Consider the following 16,209-nt stretch of genomic DNA (forward strand, 5'->3'; position numbering starts at 1 on the left):
GCCGACCCGCCGGACAACCCGGGGCGGGAACCCCGTGGCCCCCCGGGGATCCGACTGACAGACTGGGGCGAAGTGATCACTCCAGGAGGCACGCCGATGGCTGACGATACGGGTACCCCGCAGGCCGACCCCACGCCCGAGAACGACGACACCCCGAAGGACGAATCCCCCGCCGACGCGGCCAAGCGCAGGTTCCGTGAGGCCCTGGCCCGCAACGCCGCGAACACCCGGGCCCAGGAGGCCCACCAGAGCCGGGCGAAGGTGACGGGCACGGGCAGCGCGCCGGGTGGCGGCAAGAACAAGAAGGTCCGCCGCAAGACCGGCTGAGCCACCGAGCGGCCGACCGGCCGAGGGAGGCGGTCGGTGAGGGCGTTGGGCCGCACGGGTGACGGGCGATAACCCTTGGCCGCGACGGCAGTTGATCAGGACGTCCCGCCGGGGACAGCCCATGCGACAGAAGGATCAACATGCTCAAGAAGCTCATGACCACCGCCGCCGTCACCGCATCCGTCATCGGTACGGGTGCCGTCATGGCCTCCCCGGCGATGGCCATCGGTAACGACAACGGCGTGAACACGGTCAACGGCAACAACTCCGTCCAGGCCTACGGCAACCAGGAGACCAGGGGCGCCATGAGCCCGCAGCTCTCCGCCGTCCAGGGTTCGCTCAACAAGCTCTGCGTCGGCCTGCCGGCGAAGGTCAACGCGCAGTCCATCCTGGCCCTGGTCAACGTCGGCGTCCAGGACATCAACGTCCTGGCCAACCCGCAGAACCAGCAGTGCACCGAGAACTCCACCCAGGCCAAGGGCGACGACTCCCTCTCGCACATCCTGGACAACATCCCGGTCCTGTCGGGCAACCTCTCGGCCGGCAGCTGATCGAGGCGGGAAGCGGAGCGGCGTGCCGGCACTGTCCGGCACGCCGCTCCGGCGTTTTCGGTGCGCGCCACACGAAACTTTGGTCTAGTCCTTGACAGGTCCAGACCACTTTGGGTTCAGTGGGCGGTAGTCGTCGCTCCCCACGTCTCCCCGCGACAACTCCCCCCACTCCAGGAGCAGTTACGTGATACGTACGCTACGTCGCCGTGCCCTCTCCCTCGTGGCCACCGCCGCCGTGACCCTCGGCTTGGCCGTCGCACTGCCCGCCTCCTCCGCGAACGCGGCCCCCGCCTGCGCCTCCGCGTGGACCTCCTCCGCCGTGTACACGGGCGGCATGAACGCCTCGCACAACGGCCACAACTGGCAGGCGAAGTGGTGGACCCAGGGCGAGACGCCCGGGACCACCGGTCAGTGGGGCGTCTGGTCCGACCAGGGCGCCTGCGGCGAAGGCGGCGGTACCGACCCCGGCAACCCGTCCGGCTTCGTGGTCAGCGAGGCCCAGTTCAACCGGATGTTCCCGAACCGGAACCCCTTCTACACCTACAACGGCCTGGTCGCCGCGCTCTCCGCCTACCCCGGCTTCGCCAACACCGGTGACGACACCGTCAAGCGGCGCGAGGCGGCGGCCTTCCTCGCGAACGTCTCGCACGAGACGGGCGGGCTCGTCCACATCGTCGAGCAGAACACGGCCAACTACCCGCACTACTGCGACGCCTCGCAGCCCTACGGCTGTCCCGCCGGGCAGGCCGCGTACTACGGTCGCGGGCCGATCCAGCTGAGTTGGAACTTCAACTACAAGGCGGCGGGCGACGCCCTCGGCATCAACCTCCTGGCCAATCCCCACCTCGTCGAGCGGGACCCGGCCATCGCCATGAAGACGGCGCTCTGGTACTGGAACACCCAGAACGGCCCCGGCACGATGACCGCCCACGCCGCCATGGTCAACGGCGCGGGCTTCGGCGAGACGATCCGCTCCATCAACGGATCCCTGGAGTGCAACGGCGGCAACCCCGCGCAGGTGCAGAGCCGGGTGAACAACTACCAGGCGTTCACGCAGCTGCTCGGCGTCACCCCGGGCAACAACCTCACCTGCTGACCGGCACCGGGACGCCCCCGGCCCCGAGTCGGGGGCGTACGGTCGGTCATCGGTGGTCAGTGACCGCGTTGTCGGTGACGCTGTCAGTGACCACGCAGCGCCGTGGCGAGTTGGGCCCGGGAGCGGACGTCCAGCTTCTGGTAGATCCGGGTGAGCCTGGCCTCCACCGTCTTGACGCTGACGAAGAGCTTCGCGGCCGCCTCCTGGTTGCTGGCGCCCGCCCCGACCAGCCGCGCGAGCCGCGCCTCCGCCTCCGTCAGCGCCCCGGGGCCGGCCGCTGCCCGGTGCGGGGCCGCCGTCTCGGGGCGCGGTCCCGCGCGAGGGCGAGCCAGGCTCGGCCCCCGCCCGCTCGAAGACCTCCGCCGCCCCGCGCAGCGCCTCGCGGGCGGGGGCCCGGCGCCGTCGCCGGCGCTCCACCCGGGCGAGGGCCAGGAGCGTACGGCCCTGCTCCAGCGGCAGCCCGAGGTCCGCGAAGAGCCGTACGGTCTCCTCCAGTCGGGCGACGGCCGCCTCCGACTCCCCGCACGCCGACAGGGCCAGGCCCCGGGCCCGGTCCAGGGCGGCGAGCACCCCCGTCCGGTCGAGGCCCCGGGCGACGGGGGTGACGCGGTCGAGGAGGCGGACGGCCTCGGCGGGGGCGTCGGCCGCGATGAGCGCCTCGGCGAGTTCGCCGTGCCAGCGCAGGATCGACGGGTCCACCACCTGCTGCGCCTCCTCCAAAGCGGCGACCCGGCGCAACGTGGCGACGGCCTTCGCGGCGTCGCCGGTGGCGAGTTCGACGGTGCCGAGGGCGTACAGGCCGCGGGAGAGGAACACCTGGTCGTGTTCCTCCTCGGAGGCGCGGATGCCCCGGCGCGCGTAGCCGGCGGCGCGGGCGAAGCTGCCGGCGGCGGCCTCGGCGGTCGCGGCCACGTACCAGGCCGGACCGGGTGAGAGGCCCGCCTCGATGGTGAGTTCCAGGGCCCGGCGGGCGTGGGCGGCGCCGAGCGTGCAGTGCCCGCGGCGCAGTTCGACCTCGGTGAGGCTGCGCAGGACCTCGAAGACGTCCTCGGCGGAGCCGGTCCGTTGGACGGCGGGCAGCAGGGCGAGCAGTTGCCGGCGCGCGTCGTCGAGGCGGTCGTCGAAGAGGGCGTGGCGGACGGCGAGGTACTGGGGCGCGTTGCGCATGCCGAGGGGGACTTCGGGGGTGGGCAGGGCGAGGGCGCGGGCGAGGATGTCCTCGGCGTCGGGGTCTCCGAGGATGCGGCCCATGCGGGCCGCCACGGTCAGTGCCATGGCCTCGGCGACCTGGTCCCCGCCGGCCTGGGCGAGGGCGCCGGCTCGGGCGGCGGCGTCGCGGGAGCGGACGGGGTCGCCGTCGCTGAGGTTGTGCTTCCAGGCGATGCGCAGTTGGACGGCGGCCCGTAGGGAGGCGTCGCCCTCGGCGTCGGCGACGGCGCAGGCGATGGTCTCGTCGAGGTGGGCCAGGGCTTGACCGGCGGCGTCGATGACGGCGAGGCGGGCCCGTACGCGCTGGGCGGGGGTGGCGTCGCGGGCGAGTACGGCGCGGGTGGCGCGGCGGGCGAGGTCGGCGCGGCGGCCCAGCCGGCGTCCTCGGCGGCGGCGACGAGCCGGGCGAGTTCCTCGCTGGGCCGGGCCCAGGGGTGCGTTCGGCGGCCAGGAGTCCGAGTTCGGCGGCGAGGTCGCGCCGCCGCGGCGGCGGCAGGCGGCGGCCGCGTCGGTGATCTCGGCGGCGAGTGCCTCGTCGGCGGTGTCGACGGCCAGCGCGCGGTGGCGTACCGCCTGGACGGGGTCGTCGACGGCGGCGGCGAGCGCGGCGTGTCCGGCGGCGCGTTCGGCCCAGCCGGCGTCGGCGGCCAGGGCGGTCGGCAGGGCGCCGGCGGTGAAGGTGACGGCGCCGTCCTCCCCGGTGACCAGCCCGGCCCGTTCGGCCTGCGCGAGTTCCGCTTCGGCGTCGGGCGGCCGGCGCGGCGCAGCAGGGGTGGTGGGTCGGGCGGCGAGGGCCGCGAGGAGCAGGGTGCGGCGGGCCGGTTCGGGGGCTTCGGCGAGCAGGCGCCGGGCGACGTCGCGGGCCCGGCCGGTGACGGGCAGGGGTCGGCGTGGTGGGCGCCGCCGCCGGGTCCGGTGGCGGCGGCGCCGGCTTCGGCGAGGGAGTGTCCGAGCGCGAGGGCGAGTCTGGGGTTGCCGCCGCTGGCCTGGTGGATGCGGCCGGCGAGGCGGGCGGGCAGGCCGTGTCGCAGCAGGAGCTCGGCGACCTCGTCGGCGCCGAGGGCGGGGACGCGGATGGTGGGGGTGCCGGCGCCGCAGAGGGGTTCGGCGACGGGGGCGCCGCCCTGGACGCATTCGGCGGCGAGGACCCGTACGCGGGGCGGGGTCAGGCGCAGGGCGAACCGCAGCAGGTCGGTGCTCTCGGCGTCGAGCCACTGGGCGTTGTCGAGGACGAGCAGGACGGGGCCCGGTTCGGCGAGGGTGCGCAGGACCTCGCCGACGGCCAGGCGCAGGGCGACGTGGTCGCGGTCGGCGCCCGGGGCGTCCGCTTCGCGGCGGAGTTGGGCGATGGCGGTGCGCTGGGGGCCGGCGAGCCGGTCGAGGGCGGTGGCGGGGACGGAGGCGAGGAGGGCTGCGGCCGAGGCCTCGGGTATCGAGCGGTCGGCGGCTTCGGGGGCGAGACGCAGGACGGTTTCGCGCCGGCGGTGGGCGGCGGCCGCGACGGCCCGCGCGACCTCGGTCTTGCCCGCGCCGGCGGGTCCGGTGAGGATGGCGCGGCCGTGCGCGGTCAGCGCCCGGTCGACCGCGTCGATGAGTTCCCCGTGCCCGACCTTGGTGTCAGCGTGCCCCGTCGCCGCCACGCACAGCCACCAGCCTTTCGCTCTCCAGCTCTGTGCCATTCCTGTGAGACGCGACAATACGAGGTCGGCCGCCGGACGGACCCGGATTGTGACGCAGAATTCAGTCGCACGACAGAAATGGCCCCGGAGAACGCGACGGACCTGCCGGTACGGGAGGTACCGGCAGGTCCGAGGCGGGTTTGGTCCGTACTATCGACCCGTCAGACCGGAGGTGGGGGACTGCGGTCGGGGGCCGGATCGGGACCGGTCAGAAGCCGAGGCTCCAGGAGTCGATCTTGCCGGTGTCGCCGCCGGCGTTGTCGTTCACGCGGAGCTTCCAGGTGCCGTTGGCGACCTCGGAGGAGGCGTTGACGGTGTAGGTGGTGTTGATGTTGTCGGTGCTGCCGCCGGCACGGTTGTGCACGGTGTAGACGGAGCCGTCGGGGGCGACCAGGTCGACCTTCAGGTCACCGATGTAGGTGTGGGCGATGTTCACGCCGACCTTGAGGGTGGCCGGGGCGTTGCCGGTGACACCGGTGACGGTGATGGGGCTCTCGACGGTGGTGTTGTCACCGATCGCGAAGTCCGCGGTGTTCTGGAAGGACGGGGTGGTCGGCGTCGAGGTCACGGCGTTGACGGTGGCGGCCGCGTCGGCGAGGCCGGTGCCGCAGCCGCCGGTGCAGGTGCCGGCCAGGGGGCGGGCGTTGGTCTTGATGGCCGACTCGATCTGCGCCGGGGTCAGCGAGGGCTTGGCGGCGACGAGGAGGGCGGCGAGGCCCGCGACGTGCGGGGCGGCCATGCTGGTGCCCTGGTAGGGCTTGTAGTTCTCGGCGCCGGGGGTGGTGGTGCCCGCGTTCAGCGTGGAGAGGATGCCGTTCTCGGGGGTGGTGACGGTGCCGGGCGTGTCGGTGCCGCGGCGGGTCTCACCGCCCGGGGCGGCGACGTCGATGATCGCGCCGTAGTTGGAGTAGAAGGAGCGGTCGCCGGAGCGGCTGCTGGCGGCGACGTTGATGACGTTGTTGCAGCTGGCGGGCGAGAAGCCGGCCGCGTCCGCGTTGCTGTTGCCGGCGGCGACCACGACGGTGGTGCCACGGGAGACGGCCGCGTTGATGGCGTTCTGGTAGCTGGTGCCGCAGGTGCCCGAGCCGCCGAGGCTCATGTTGATGACCTTGGCGGGGGTGGGGTTCGCCGGGACGCCGGCGACGGTGCCGCCCGAGGCCCAGGTGATGGCGTCGACGATGTCCGAGGTGGCGCCGCCGCACTTGCCGAGGACGCGGACGGGCTGGATCTTCGCGTTGTACGCGATGCCCGCGACGCCCTTGGCGTTGTTCGTGGCCGCGGCGATGGTGCCCGCGACGTGGGTGCCGTGCCAGGAGGAGCCGCTCGCCTTGGAGCCGACGCCGCACTCGCCGTCGGTGGCGTTCCAGTCGCCCTCGTCCGCGGCGTTGTTGTCGCGGCCGTTGCCGTCGCGGGCGGCGGTGGAGCTGGAGATGAAGTCGTAGCCGGCGACCACGTTGGGGGCGAGGTCGGAGTGGGCCACGTAGCCGGTGTCGATCACGGCGACGGTGACGCCGGAGCCGGTGGTCTTGTCCCAGGCGGCGGGCACGTTCATGCCGGCGGTGGGCTCGAAGAGGTCCCACTGCTTGGCGTACTCGGTGTCGTTGGGGGTGGCCAGCGCGTAGGCGCGGGAGTCCGCCTCCACGTAGGCGACGTCCGGGTCGGCGCGGAACTGCGCGATGACATCGGCGGCGTCGGAGGGGGCGGTGGCCCCGCCGAGGTTGACGAGGGCGGCGCCGGTGCCGAGACGACGGTCGAACGTCGTCTGCTTGCCGGCCTTCTTGCCCTTGGCGGCGGCGTCTTCGGCGGCCGCGGTGTTGGACGTGGCCTCCGAGGCGGAGGACTTGTATCCGACGATGAGGTTCTCGACCGGCGCCGGGGTCGTGGCGGCGGGGGCCGCGGCGGCCGGGAGGGTGGTGGCCGGGTCGCTCGCGGCGGTGACGGCCACGGAGGCGGTGGCGGAGCCGGCGAGGAGGGTGACGGACATGGCCACGACGGATATGAGCCGACGTCTGGGTGCGTGCACGGTGTTCCCCTTCAAAGGCCGTTTCCGGGCAGGCCGGAGCGGCCGGTGTCGGTGCGGTGTGGGAGGTGTACCGGCGGCGACGGGCCGGGGGCGGGGTGGTCGGACCCGCTCCGGCACCGCTGCGCGCCACGTCGTCCGGCCGCGACGGCGGGGCAGGGCGACGGCATGCACCGGCGATCCGCGCGACCGCGTGCTGCTTCACGCCATGTGGGGTTGGCGCGGTGGCAGTTCGGGGTGCGGAAGACCGCCGGTGGGCAGACAGTAGGCAACGCGGCGGTGAACCCGATACGGGGAAAACCCTTGTCCCGCCCCTGGGGGCGCGACAAGGGTGCGGGGCCGGCGGGGGACGCCCGCGCGGTTACCTGGGGTTCAGCTTGCGGAAGTAGGTCCAGCTGGACTCGTTGGGCTCGCTCCACTCGCGGGGCGCGTGCGCGAACTCCGGATGGTTCTCGGCGATGTGGGCGCGGGTCCGCTCGGGGACCTCGGCGTAGGAGGAGAGCTTCGCGCCGCGGCAGTGGAAGGTGAGACCGCCGGGGCGCTGTCCCTGTTCCATCCAGGGCAGCCAGGGGGACATCCGCGTCCACGACATGGTGGCGGGGACACCGGCCGCGTCGCCGGCGAGGGCGGCGGCGGGCGCGAAGAACTGGAACAGTTCCAGCGCCTGGTAGGTGTCGCCCGCGGATTCCAGGGGGTAGCGGTCGACGGGCAGCGGGGAAGGGTAGGCGAGGGGGATCTCCAGGCTGAAGCAGACCTGGTCGCCGAGGTCGGTGCGCGGGATCGGGAAGGGCCGCCACCTCTGGTTGGCGGGGTCGTTCCAGACGTGCACGACGGGCTTGTCCTGCCACTTCTCCAGGATTTCCCCGGTGGTGGGGTCGAGGTAGAACGCCGCCTCCCGCGACAGCATCCGGTAGCCGCCCTCCTCCGGCTCCAGCCGGGCGACGTTGATCCCCTCGAAGCCGAACACCTTCCGGTAGGGCTCGCCGGGCGCCCAGGAGTGCACGGATCCGGACCACCGGAAGGTGACCTCGCTCCCGTCGAGGGCGGCCCGGGTGCGGGCGAAGTCACGCAGCAGATCCTCCGGTGTCATGGGCACCACTGTGCTGCCCGCGAGGCGCCCGTACAAGCACCGTCCGCGCCAATACGGCGGGCCGGTCGAGCACTTGGCGCGGGCGCCGCGTCCGCGCGCGACACCTACGACGGGCGGGTCCCCGGCTCGTGGGGACGCCCGGTTGACTCCGGTGGCGAACAGCGGCAAACGTGACCGTCATGGGGAACGAACACCGACTGTTGGCGCTGCTCGTGTGCCTGGTGCTGGGCACCGGGCTGGCGGCCGCCGCATGGGGGGCCGCCCGCGCCCCCGGATCCGGCCACGGCTCCGTGGCGGGCGACTTCGTCGACATGGGCCGGGTGCCGCCGGACCCCGGCGCCGCGCTCCCGACCGGGCCCGACGCGTCGAGCGGCACCGTGACGGTGGACTGCGGGCGCAACGAGGAAGGGCACTGGAACGAGGACAACCTCGTCGTCTCCCCCGGTCTGCGGGCCGGCGCCCACCACACGCACGCGTACGTCGGGAACCTGTCCACCGACGCCCTGTCCGGCGACGCCTCCCTGGCCGCCGCCGCGACCAGCTGCGCCGGCGGTGACCGTTCCACCTACTACTGGCCGGTGCTGCGCCGCCCCGACCGCCCCGGCACCCGCCCCCACGAGACCTCCGCCGGGCACGGCAACGCCGGCGAAATCCTGCCGGAGGCGGCGGTGGGCGTGGAGTTCCGGGGCAACCCGGTCGGCAAGGTGGTGCCGATGCCCCGCTTCCTGCGCGCGATGACCGGCGACGCCGTCGCCCACACGGCGGGCACGGACGCCGACGTACGGGCCCGCTGGGGCTGTTCGGGCCTGCCGGACCGGTCGACGACGGGGTACCCGCGCTGTCCTGCCGGCGACCTGGTGACCCGTACGCTCGTCTTCCCGAGCTGCTGGAACGGCCTGGACAACGAGTCCGCCGGCCACCGCTCCCACCTGCGCTTCCCCGACGCGCGCGGTGTGTGCCCGCGGGGCACCTTCCCCGTGCCCGAACTGCGCCTCACCCTCTCCTACGCCGTCGCGCCCGGCGTGCCGATCGCCCTCGACTCCTTCCCCGAGCAGCGGCACAGCCCCAGGACCGACCACGCGATGTTCGTGAACGTGATGACGGACGAGGCGATGCGCGCGCTCGTGGGCTGCCTCAACCAGGGCCGCACCTGCCGGACGTGAGTGACGCGGATCACATGAACCGCTGGGGTGTCCGGGGCGTGTTCCGACCGCACCACGCGACACGAGGCGGACGGAGAGGGTGAGATGGCCGGACCACTGTGGCCCCGCGCACGGCGGGGCGGGACGGACGAGGCGCTGATCAGGACGGTCTACGAGGAACACGGCAACGCCCTGCTCGCGTACGCCACCCGGCTCACCGGTGACCGCGCCACCGCCGAGGACGTCGTCCAGGAGACGCTGATCCGGGCCTGGCGGCACACGGAGGTCCTGGTCAACGGGAAGGGCTCGGTGCGCGGTTGGCTGCTCACCGTGGCCCGCAACATCATCACGGACCGTTACCGGGCGAAGGCGGCCCGGCCCCCGGAGGTGTTCGGTTCGGCGGCCGCTCCGCCGGTGGAGGGCGACCACGCGGACGCGGTGGTCGACACGATGACGGTGTTGGGCGCCCTCGACCGGCTCTCGCCGGAACATCGTGACGTGTTGACGGAGTTGTACTACCGCCGGCGCAGTGTCGCCGAGACCGCCGACCGGCTCGGGATCCCGGCGGGCACGGTGAAGTCGCGCTCGCACTACGCGCTGAAGGCACTGCGCGAGGTGTTCACGGACGGCGGCGGGGGTTCCGCCGGCGACAGACGATCAGGCCGGCCGCCCCAGCAGCCCGGCGGACTGCGGGAGGTGGTGGCGTGAACCGGCAGCGGCACGAGGAGGAACTGCTCGGCCCGTACGTGCTCGGCGTCCTGGACGAGGAGGACGTACGGCGTGTCGAGGAGCACGTCGGCGACTGTGTGCGGTGCCGTGAGGAGGTGGCCGCGTTGCGGGAGATGGAGAGCGTACTGGGCGAGGTGCCCGAGGAGGCCTTCCTCGACGGGCCTCCGCAGGGCGGTGACCTGCTGCTCCAGCGGACCCTGCGACAGGTGCGGAGCGAACGGGCGGCGGCCGCCCGGCGGCGTACGGCCCTGGTGGGTGTGGCCGCGGCGGCCTCGATGGCCCTGGTGTTCTGGGCGGGCGCGCGGATCGGCGCGGACGGGGCGGGGCCGGTGGCCCTGGATCCGGCGCCGTCCCCGAGCCTGTCGGCGCCCGCTTCCCCGCCGCCGGCGGGGACCCGGGTGGCGTCCGCGACGGACGCGGGCACGGGCGCGCGGATGACCGTACAGGTGACGCCGGCCCCGAAGTGGGTGCGGGTCCACGCGGCGGTGACCGGGGTGCCGGCCGGCGAGCGCTGCCGGTTGGTGGTGATCGGCAAGGACGGCACGCGGACCACCGCCGGCGGCTGGGTCGTGGGCACGGCGGAGCACGGCGAGGGCAAGGGCGCGGCCCTGGACGGCTCGGCGGCCGTGGACCCCGCGAACGTCCAGGCCGTCGTCGTGGAGAACGAATCGGGCCGGACGTTCGTGGCCGTACCGGTGTGACGCCCCCTACGGGAGCCCCTGCGGCCGTGACAGCCGGCCGTACGGGCTCCCGTACGCGTTCGTGCGCTCGCGGTCAGGCGGTCGCGGTCAGCCGCACCGGCAGGTCGAACAGGTCGTTCTGGGTGAGGATCGGCTTGTTGCGGAGCTCCTCGCGGGGCACGGCCAGGCTCAGGTCGGGGAAGCGGGTGTAGAGCGCGGGGAGGGCCACCAGGGCCTCCAGGCGCGACAGGGCCGCGCCGGGGCAGACGTGGGGGCCGTGGCCGAAGGAGATGTGGCGGTTCGGCGTGCGGGTGACGTCGAAGTCGCCCGCCGTCTCGCCGTGCTGGGCCTCGTCGCGGCCCAGCGCGCCGAAGGAGACGATCAGGCCCTCGCCGCGGGGCAGGACGCGGTCGCCGACCTCGATGTCCTCGGTGGCGAAGCGGATCAGGACGTGCGAGGTGGGGGTGGCCCAGCGCAGGGTCTCCTCGATGACGTTCTCCCAGGGGACCTCGCCGGCGAGGACGAGGGCGCGCTGCTCGGGGTGGGTCTCCAGGGCGACGACGGCGTTGACGATGAGGCTGATGGTGGTCTCGTGGCCGGCGGCGACCATCAGCTGGAGGGTGTTGGTGATCTCCTCGGTGCTGAGGTGGTCGCCGTCCTCGGAGGCGGCGATCAGCGCGCTGGTGAGGTCGTCGCCGGGGGCGAGCCGCTTGGACTCCACGATCCGGGAGAAGAGCGCGCCGAGGTCCGCCATCATGGCCGGGACTTCCTCGGGCCGGGTCTGGGTGGAGAAGAACTTCTCGAAGAGGGCCTTCAGCCGGGGGTGTTCGGCGGCGTCCACGCCCATGAGGGCGCTGATGACGTTCATCGGCAGCGGGTAGGCGAAGCCGGCCTTCAGGTCGACGGTCTCCCCGGCGGGGACGCCGGCGAGCTTGTCGAGCATCTCGGTGGTGAGGTCCTCGATGCCGGCGCGGAGCTTCTCGACCCGGCGGACGGTGAGGGCCTGCGCCACGAGGGTGCGCAGCCGGCGGTGTTCGTCGCCGTCGACGGTGAGCATGGAGCGGCCGGGGTTGGCGAGGCCGATCAGCGGCCAGTCGAGGGGGATCTCGCCGCGCTGCCAGGCGCCCCAGACGTCGATGTCCTTGACGACGCGGGGGTCGGTGAGGAGCTTTTTGGCCTCGGCGTGGTGGGTGACGGAGTAGACGCCGACGCCGCCCGGCAGGACGACGCGGACCAGCGGGCCGGCGGCGCGCAGGGCGGCGCCCTCGGCGTCGAGGTCGGTGACGAAGGGGTCGAGGGTGATCGGGGCGGGGGCACCGTGGTCGATCGGGCAGGTCATCGCGGGGCTCCAAGGGCGGGGGTCGGGGTGTAGGTCACGGGGAGTTCGCTGAGCCCGCGCAGCCAGGGAGAGGGGCGCCGCGAGAGGTCCGCGGCGGGGACGGCGAGGTCCACGTCGGGGAGCCGGTCGAGGAGGACCTCGATGCCGGTCCGTGCGATGACCTCGGCGACCTCCTGGGCGGGGAAGGGGCAGCGGTGTTCGCCGTGGCCGAAGGAGAAGAAGGCGTTGTTGCCGCCGGTGAGGGCGCCCGCGTCGGCGCGTACGTGCGGGTCGCCGTTGGCGGCGGCCAGGCCCAGCAGGACGAGGTCGCCGCGGCCGATGCGCCGGCCGCCGAGCGTGGTGTCGCGGGTGGTCCAGCGGCCGGCGACGTTCTGGGTGGGGGTGTCCTCCCAGAGCACCTCGTTCATGGCCTCGCCGACGCTGTGCCGGCCGCCCGCGAGCGAGGCGGTGAAGCGGTCGTCGGTGAGCATCAGGCGCAGCGAGTTGCCGATCCAGTCGGCGGTGGGCTGGTGCCCGGCGGCCATCATGACCATCAGGTCCTGGGCGATCTCGTCGACGGTGAACCCGGACGTGTTGGCGAGCATCCGCGAGGCGACGTCGTGGCCCGGCTCGGCGGACTTGGCGGCGAGGAGCGCGTACATGGACTCGCCGAGGTGGCGTTGTCCGTCGAGGGCGCCCTCCCGACCGTTGATCATGTCGTTCATGGCGGTGACGAGGCCGGGGCCCTGGGCGTCGGAGAAGCCGTAGATGCGGGCGAGGACGCGCAGCGGCAGCAGCATGGCGTATTCGCCGACGATGTCGCAGGAGCCCTTGCCGCAGAGTCCGTCGATGAGCTCGTCGGCGAAGCGTTCGGCGTGACCCTTGAGTTCGAACGGGTCGATGGCTTCGAGGGCTTCGGAGATGACGGCGGCCCGCTGCCGGTGGCGTTCGCCGACGGTGTAGAGGATGGACGGCTGCTTGCGGCCGATCATCGGCAGGAGCGGCCAGTCGGCGGGGATGCGGTCCCACTGGTTCCACAGGTCGGAGTCGCGGGAGAAGAGCTGCGGGTCGCTGGTGACCTGGTGGAGTTCGCGGTAGCCGAGGACCAGCCAGGCCGGGACGTCGCCGTCGAGGACGACCGGGGCGACGGCGCCGTGGTCGCGGCGCATCTCCCGGTACAGCTCGGCGGGATCGCTCTGGAAGCGGGGGCCGCCGAGGTAGACGGGCTGGGGCTCGGGGGTGGTCACGGGGTGGGCTCCGGGAGGGTGTGCGGGACGAGGGCCGGTTGGTCGGGCCGGTGGCTCTGGAGGTCGCGGAGGTGCTCCACGAGGGAGATGAGCACCTGCTTGCTCGACTCGCGGGAGCGGGCGTCGCAGAACAGCAGGGGCACCTCGGGCGGCAGGTCGAGTGCGGCGCGGATCCGCTCCGGGGTGTGGTCGGGGCCTCCGAAGTCGTTGCAGGCCACGACGAAGGGGGTGCCGTGGTGTTCGAGGCGGTCGATGGCGTACCAGGAGTCGGCGAGCCGGCGGGTGTCGACGAGGACGACCGCGCCGAGGGTGCCGGAGAACAGCCGGTCCCACAGGAACCAGAAGCGTTCCTGGCCGGGGGCGCCGAACAGGTAGAGCACGTTGTGGGCGTCGAGGGTGATGCGGCCGAAGTCGAAGGCGACGGTGGTGGTGGTCTTGGCGGCGACGCCCTGGGTGTCGTCGACGGCCTCGCCCGCCGCCGTCATCGTCTCCTCGGTGTTCAGCGGGCGGATCTCGCTGACCGAGCGGACCATGGTGGTCTTGCCGACGCCGAAACCACCGACGATCACGATCTTCAGGCCGTTGTCGGCGGTGCTGCTGAGGGTCTGACGGGATCGGTCCCGGTCAGAGGTTGCGGAGTCCAACGAGCACCTGCTCCAGGATGTCGGGGTCGGGAAGGCGGTACGTCGTGGCCCGGGGGTGGCGGGCGCTGACGCGCCCGGTGTCGTGGAGGTCGGCCAGCAGGATCCGGGTGATCGAGACGGGCAGGCCGAGTTCGGCCGCGATCTCCACGACGGCCGTCGGGTAGCGGCACATCCGCAGGATCGCGGCGTGCTCGGACTGCATGCCGGGAACCGGGTCGCATTCGGCGACGATCAGCGTGACCAGGTCGAAGGCGTCGCCGCCGGTGCGGCTGCGGCCGCCGGTGAGGGTGTAGAGCCGGTCCGGGGAGTCGTCCCGGCCCGGCCTGACGCGGCTCAACCCCGGGGCCGGGCGATCAGGTGTTCGCTCAGCTGCTCGACCAGTTCGGACATGTTGTGGCCGACGAGTCCGGCGTCGGCCTCCTCGCCGGCGACGAGGGCCAGGTGCGCGCCCTCGCCGGCTTCGACGATGAAGAGGATCCCGCCGTAGAACTCGGCCATGGCGGAGCGGACGCCGCCGGTGCCGTCGCCGAATTCGATGGACGCCCCGTGGGACAGGCTCTGGATGCCGGCCGCGATGGCGGCGAGCTGGTCGGCCTGGTCGACGGACAGCTCGGGGGTGCGGCACAGCTTGAGTCCGTCGCGGGAGAGCACGAGGGCGTGCCGGGCGCCGGGGGTGCGCTCCAGGAGTCCTTCCAGGAGCCAGTTGAGCGTCTCGTCGGTGGTGGAGCCGGTCATCGCGTGTTGCCTTCCGGGTGCGGGGGGTTCGTGGGCTGCTGCGGGGCCGGTGTCTTGCGTACGGCCTGGCGGAAGCTGCCGAAGCGGGCGGCGGACGGGGAGGCGCCGGTGGGGGCGGCCTGGGTACGGGCCGCCGCGGTCGCGGCGTCGGGGCCCTCGGGGTGGGCGGCGGCCAGGGTGCGGCCGCGCCTGCGCTGGGGCAGTCCGCTCTCGACGGGCACCGGGTCGTGGCCGGTGGTTTCGGGGTCGGGGCGTCCTCGGCGGCGCGGGCGGCGGGCGGCCGTCGTCGGCGGGGCCGGTGTGGGCGGGCTCGGTCCGCGCGTCGTGGGTGCGCGGGCGCGGGACCGTGGGCGTGGGTGCGGCGAGGAGCGCGGGGGCGGGCAGGGCCTCGGCCGGGGCGCGGCTGATCAGCTCCTGCGGCAGCATCAGGATGGCGCCGGTGCCGCCGCGGGCGGAGGGCCGGAACGACACCGTCAGGCCGTGCTTGTGGGCGAGGCGGCCGACGACGGCGAGGCCGAGGCGGGTTCCGGAGAGCCCGGCCAGGTCCAGCGACTGGGCGGTCACGGCCTGTTCGGCGCGGCGCAGTTGGACCTCGCTCATGACGAGGCCGCTGTCCTCGACGGTGATGACGATGCCGGCCGGGACGTCCTCGACGTACACGTGGACCTCGGCGGTGGGCGGCGAGAAGTTCGCGGCGTTGTCGAGGAGTTCGGCGAGGGCGTGCATGACGCCCTCGGCGGCGTGCCCGGCGACGGCGGCCTCGCTGGTGGAGTGCAGCCTGACCCGCTGGTAGCCGCCGATGCGGCCCATGGCGCCGCGCAGGATGGACTCCATGACGATCGGCTTCGCCCAGCGGCGGCCCGAGCGGGCACCGGCGAGGACGGCGATGGAGTCGGCGAGGCGGCCGGCCTGGGCGGTGCGGTGGTCGAGGTGGAGCAGGTCGGTCAGGACGTCCTCGTCGGCGTGCCGGTGCTCCATCTCCCGCAGGTCGGCGAGCATTCCGGTGGCGAGCGCCTGCATGCGGCCGGCCGCGTTGGCGGCGGCGGCCATGGCGGCCGCCCGGCCGGACCGGGCGCGGCGCAGTTCCTCGCCGAGGCGCTCGCGGGTGACCGCCTGGGCGGTGGCGAGGCCGTCGAGTTCGCCGCCGTGGGCGGTGGTCAGCCGGTCGAGCTCGGCGGCGTGCGCGGCGGTCAGGGCGTCCAGCTCGGCCGTGTGCGCGGCGGTGAGGCGGGCGCGTTCGGCGGTGTGGGCGGCGGCGTCGCGGGTGGCGTCGGCGGTGAGCCGGGCGATGTGCGCGTCACGGGCGGTGAGTTCACCGGTGAGGCCGGAGAGTCGGCGGCGCAGCGTCCGGTTGGCGCGCAGCGACCAGGTCAGCGCGAACGCGGCGACGGCCAGCAGCAACGATCCGGAAGCGGCGAACCAGCCGAGGGGGACCTGGACGGCCGTGGGGGCCGCGGCCACCGCCGCCGTCGAGAGAGCGCCGGTGACCGCTGCGGTGATCAGCAGGGCGAGCGCGGAGGGACGAAGGGGGGAGGGCGACGCCGTCATCAATCAAAGCCTCAAACCGGGCGTAAATGGAAGAGAGGGTTCCTGTGGCAACGAGGCACAACTATAAGAGGATTGTTGATCGTTTCGGAAAGACCTTGGCGAATATCGCGGCGATATCACGCTGTGTAGCGCCCACTTCGGTTGCTTCTGGCGCGGTTTCGGGGCTATGCCGTGGCATCCTGTGTCGTCACAAC

General features: G+C 73.6%; 15 protein-coding genes. 6 read left to right on the forward strand and 9 right to left on the reverse strand.

Annotated elements, in window-relative coordinates:
- The first annotated feature begins 96 nt into the window (after positions 1-96).
- The 3 genes from M4D82_RS03595 to M4D82_RS03605 all read left to right on the forward strand — a co-directional run bounded on the left by M4D82_RS03595 (position 97) and on the right by M4D82_RS03605 (position 1,974).
- Positions 97-327, forward strand: coding sequence for a DUF5302 domain-containing protein (locus M4D82_RS03595; protein ID WP_249764628.1), 231 nt, complete (start codon positions 97-99; stop codon positions 325-327).
- A gap of 140 nt (positions 328-467) precedes the next feature.
- Positions 468-878, forward strand: coding sequence for a rodlin (locus M4D82_RS03600; protein WP_249764629.1), 411 nt, complete (start codon positions 468-470; stop codon positions 876-878).
- A gap of 184 nt (positions 879-1,062) precedes the next feature.
- A complete protein-coding gene (locus M4D82_RS03605; RefSeq protein WP_502988861.1) occupies positions 1,063-1,974 on the forward strand; it encodes a glycoside hydrolase family 19 protein in 912 nt (303 codons plus the stop codon).
- An 83-nt stretch (positions 1,975-2,057) separates the two neighbouring features.
- Here the strand turns inward: M4D82_RS03605 and M4D82_RS34245 are convergent, their stop codons facing one another.
- The 4 genes from M4D82_RS34245 to M4D82_RS03630 all read right to left on the reverse strand — a co-directional run bounded on the left by M4D82_RS34245 (position 2,058) and on the right by M4D82_RS03630 (position 7,972).
- Positions 2,058-2,306 carry a helix-turn-helix domain-containing protein gene (locus M4D82_RS34245; protein ID WP_349637113.1) on the reverse strand — a complete coding sequence of 83 codons (249 nt, stop codon included), beginning with the start codon at positions 2,304-2,306 and terminating at the stop codon, positions 2,058-2,060.
- A 933-nt stretch (positions 2,307-3,239) separates the two neighbouring features.
- On the reverse strand, positions 3,240-4,823 hold the full coding sequence (locus tag M4D82_RS03620; protein WP_249764631.1) for an ATP-binding protein: 1,584 nt from the start codon (positions 4,821-4,823) through the stop codon (positions 3,240-3,242).
- Positions 4,824-5,070: 247 nt separating this feature from the next.
- Positions 5,071-6,846: a S8 family peptidase gene (locus M4D82_RS03625; RefSeq protein WP_249771421.1), complete on the reverse strand. Its 1,776-nt coding sequence runs from the start codon at positions 6,844-6,846 to the stop codon at positions 5,071-5,073.
- A 397-nt stretch (positions 6,847-7,243) separates the two neighbouring features.
- Positions 7,244-7,972 (reverse strand): DUF1838 family protein, encoded by a 729-nt coding sequence (locus M4D82_RS03630; protein WP_249764632.1) that lies wholly within the window; start codon positions 7,970-7,972, stop codon positions 7,244-7,246.
- A 179-nt stretch (positions 7,973-8,151) separates the two neighbouring features.
- Between M4D82_RS03630 and M4D82_RS03635 the strand changes: the two genes are divergently transcribed.
- The 3 genes from M4D82_RS03635 (at position 8,152) to M4D82_RS03645 (ending at position 10,544) form a co-directional block, all read left to right on the forward strand.
- Complete coding sequence (locus M4D82_RS03635; RefSeq protein ID WP_249764633.1) at positions 8,152-9,135, forward strand: DUF1996 domain-containing protein; 984 nt, start codon at positions 8,152-8,154, stop codon at positions 9,133-9,135.
- A gap of 84 nt (positions 9,136-9,219) precedes the next feature.
- Positions 9,220-9,822, forward strand: a complete 603-nt coding sequence (locus M4D82_RS03640; RefSeq protein WP_249764634.1) for a sigma-70 family RNA polymerase sigma factor — start codon at positions 9,220-9,222, stop codon at positions 9,820-9,822.
- A complete protein-coding gene (locus M4D82_RS03645) occupies positions 9,819-10,544 on the forward strand; it encodes a zf-HC2 domain-containing protein (protein WP_249764635.1) in 726 nt (241 codons plus the stop codon). The genes M4D82_RS03640 and M4D82_RS03645 overlap by 4 nt, the downstream gene beginning before the upstream one ends.
- A gap of 73 nt (positions 10,545-10,617) precedes the next feature.
- Here the strand turns inward: M4D82_RS03645 and M4D82_RS03650 are convergent, their stop codons facing one another.
- The 5 genes from M4D82_RS03650 to M4D82_RS03670 are packed head-to-tail and all read right to left on the reverse strand — an operon-like array spanning position 10,618 to position 16,015.
- Positions 10,618-11,862, reverse strand: a complete 1,245-nt coding sequence (locus tag M4D82_RS03650) for a cytochrome P450 family protein (RefSeq protein WP_249764636.1) — start codon at positions 11,860-11,862, stop codon at positions 10,618-10,620.
- Positions 11,859-13,088, reverse strand: a complete 1,230-nt coding sequence (locus tag M4D82_RS03655; protein ID WP_249764637.1) for a cytochrome P450 — start codon at positions 13,086-13,088, stop codon at positions 11,859-11,861. Before M4D82_RS03655 ends, M4D82_RS03650 begins: the two co-directional genes overlap by 4 nt.
- Entirely contained in the window at positions 13,085-13,732 is a 648-nt protein-coding gene (locus M4D82_RS03660) for a GTP-binding protein (protein WP_249764638.1), read from the reverse strand. Before M4D82_RS03660 ends, M4D82_RS03655 begins: the two co-directional genes overlap by 4 nt.
- Entirely contained in the window at positions 13,713-14,069 is a 357-nt protein-coding gene (locus M4D82_RS03665; protein WP_249764639.1) for a DUF742 domain-containing protein, read from the reverse strand. Before M4D82_RS03665 ends, M4D82_RS03660 begins: the two co-directional genes overlap by 20 nt.
- A complete protein-coding gene (locus M4D82_RS03670) occupies positions 14,066-16,015 on the reverse strand; it encodes a roadblock/LC7 domain-containing protein (protein WP_249764640.1) in 1,950 nt (649 codons plus the stop codon). The genes M4D82_RS03665 and M4D82_RS03670 overlap by 4 nt, the downstream gene beginning before the upstream one ends.
- Between the last annotated feature and the right edge of the window lie 194 nt (positions 16,016-16,209).

The organism is Streptomyces sp. RerS4, assembly GCF_023515955.1.
In the GTDB taxonomy this organism is placed as follows: domain Bacteria; phylum Actinomycetota; class Actinomycetes; order Streptomycetales; family Streptomycetaceae; genus Streptomyces.

Excerpts from the sequence above, each read along its gene's own strand:
- M4D82_RS03595 (WP_249764628.1), top strand. The coding sequence starts at position 97 with ATGGCTGACGATACGGGTACCCCGCAGGCCGACCCCACGCCCGAGAAC.
- M4D82_RS03600 (WP_249764629.1), top strand. The coding sequence starts at position 468 with ATGCTCAAGAAGCTCATGACCACCGCCGCCGTCACCGCATCCGTCATC.
- M4D82_RS03625 (WP_249771421.1), bottom strand. The coding sequence starts at position 6,846 with ATGTCCGTCACCCTCCTCGCCGGCTCCGCCACCGCCTCCGTGGCCGTC.
- M4D82_RS03630 (WP_249764632.1), bottom strand. The coding sequence starts at position 7,972 with ATGACACCGGAGGATCTGCTGCGTGACTTCGCCCGCACCCGGGCCGCC.
- M4D82_RS03635 (WP_249764633.1), top strand. The coding sequence starts at position 8,152 with ATGGGGAACGAACACCGACTGTTGGCGCTGCTCGTGTGCCTGGTGCTG.
- M4D82_RS03640 (WP_249764634.1), top strand. The coding sequence starts at position 9,220 with ATGGCCGGACCACTGTGGCCCCGCGCACGGCGGGGCGGGACGGACGAG.
- M4D82_RS03650 (WP_249764636.1), bottom strand. The coding sequence starts at position 11,862 with ATGACCTGCCCGATCGACCACGGTGCCCCCGCCCCGATCACCCTCGAC.
- M4D82_RS03670 (WP_249764640.1), bottom strand. The coding sequence starts at position 16,015 with ATGACGGCGTCGCCCTCCCCCCTTCGTCCCTCCGCGCTCGCCCTGCTG.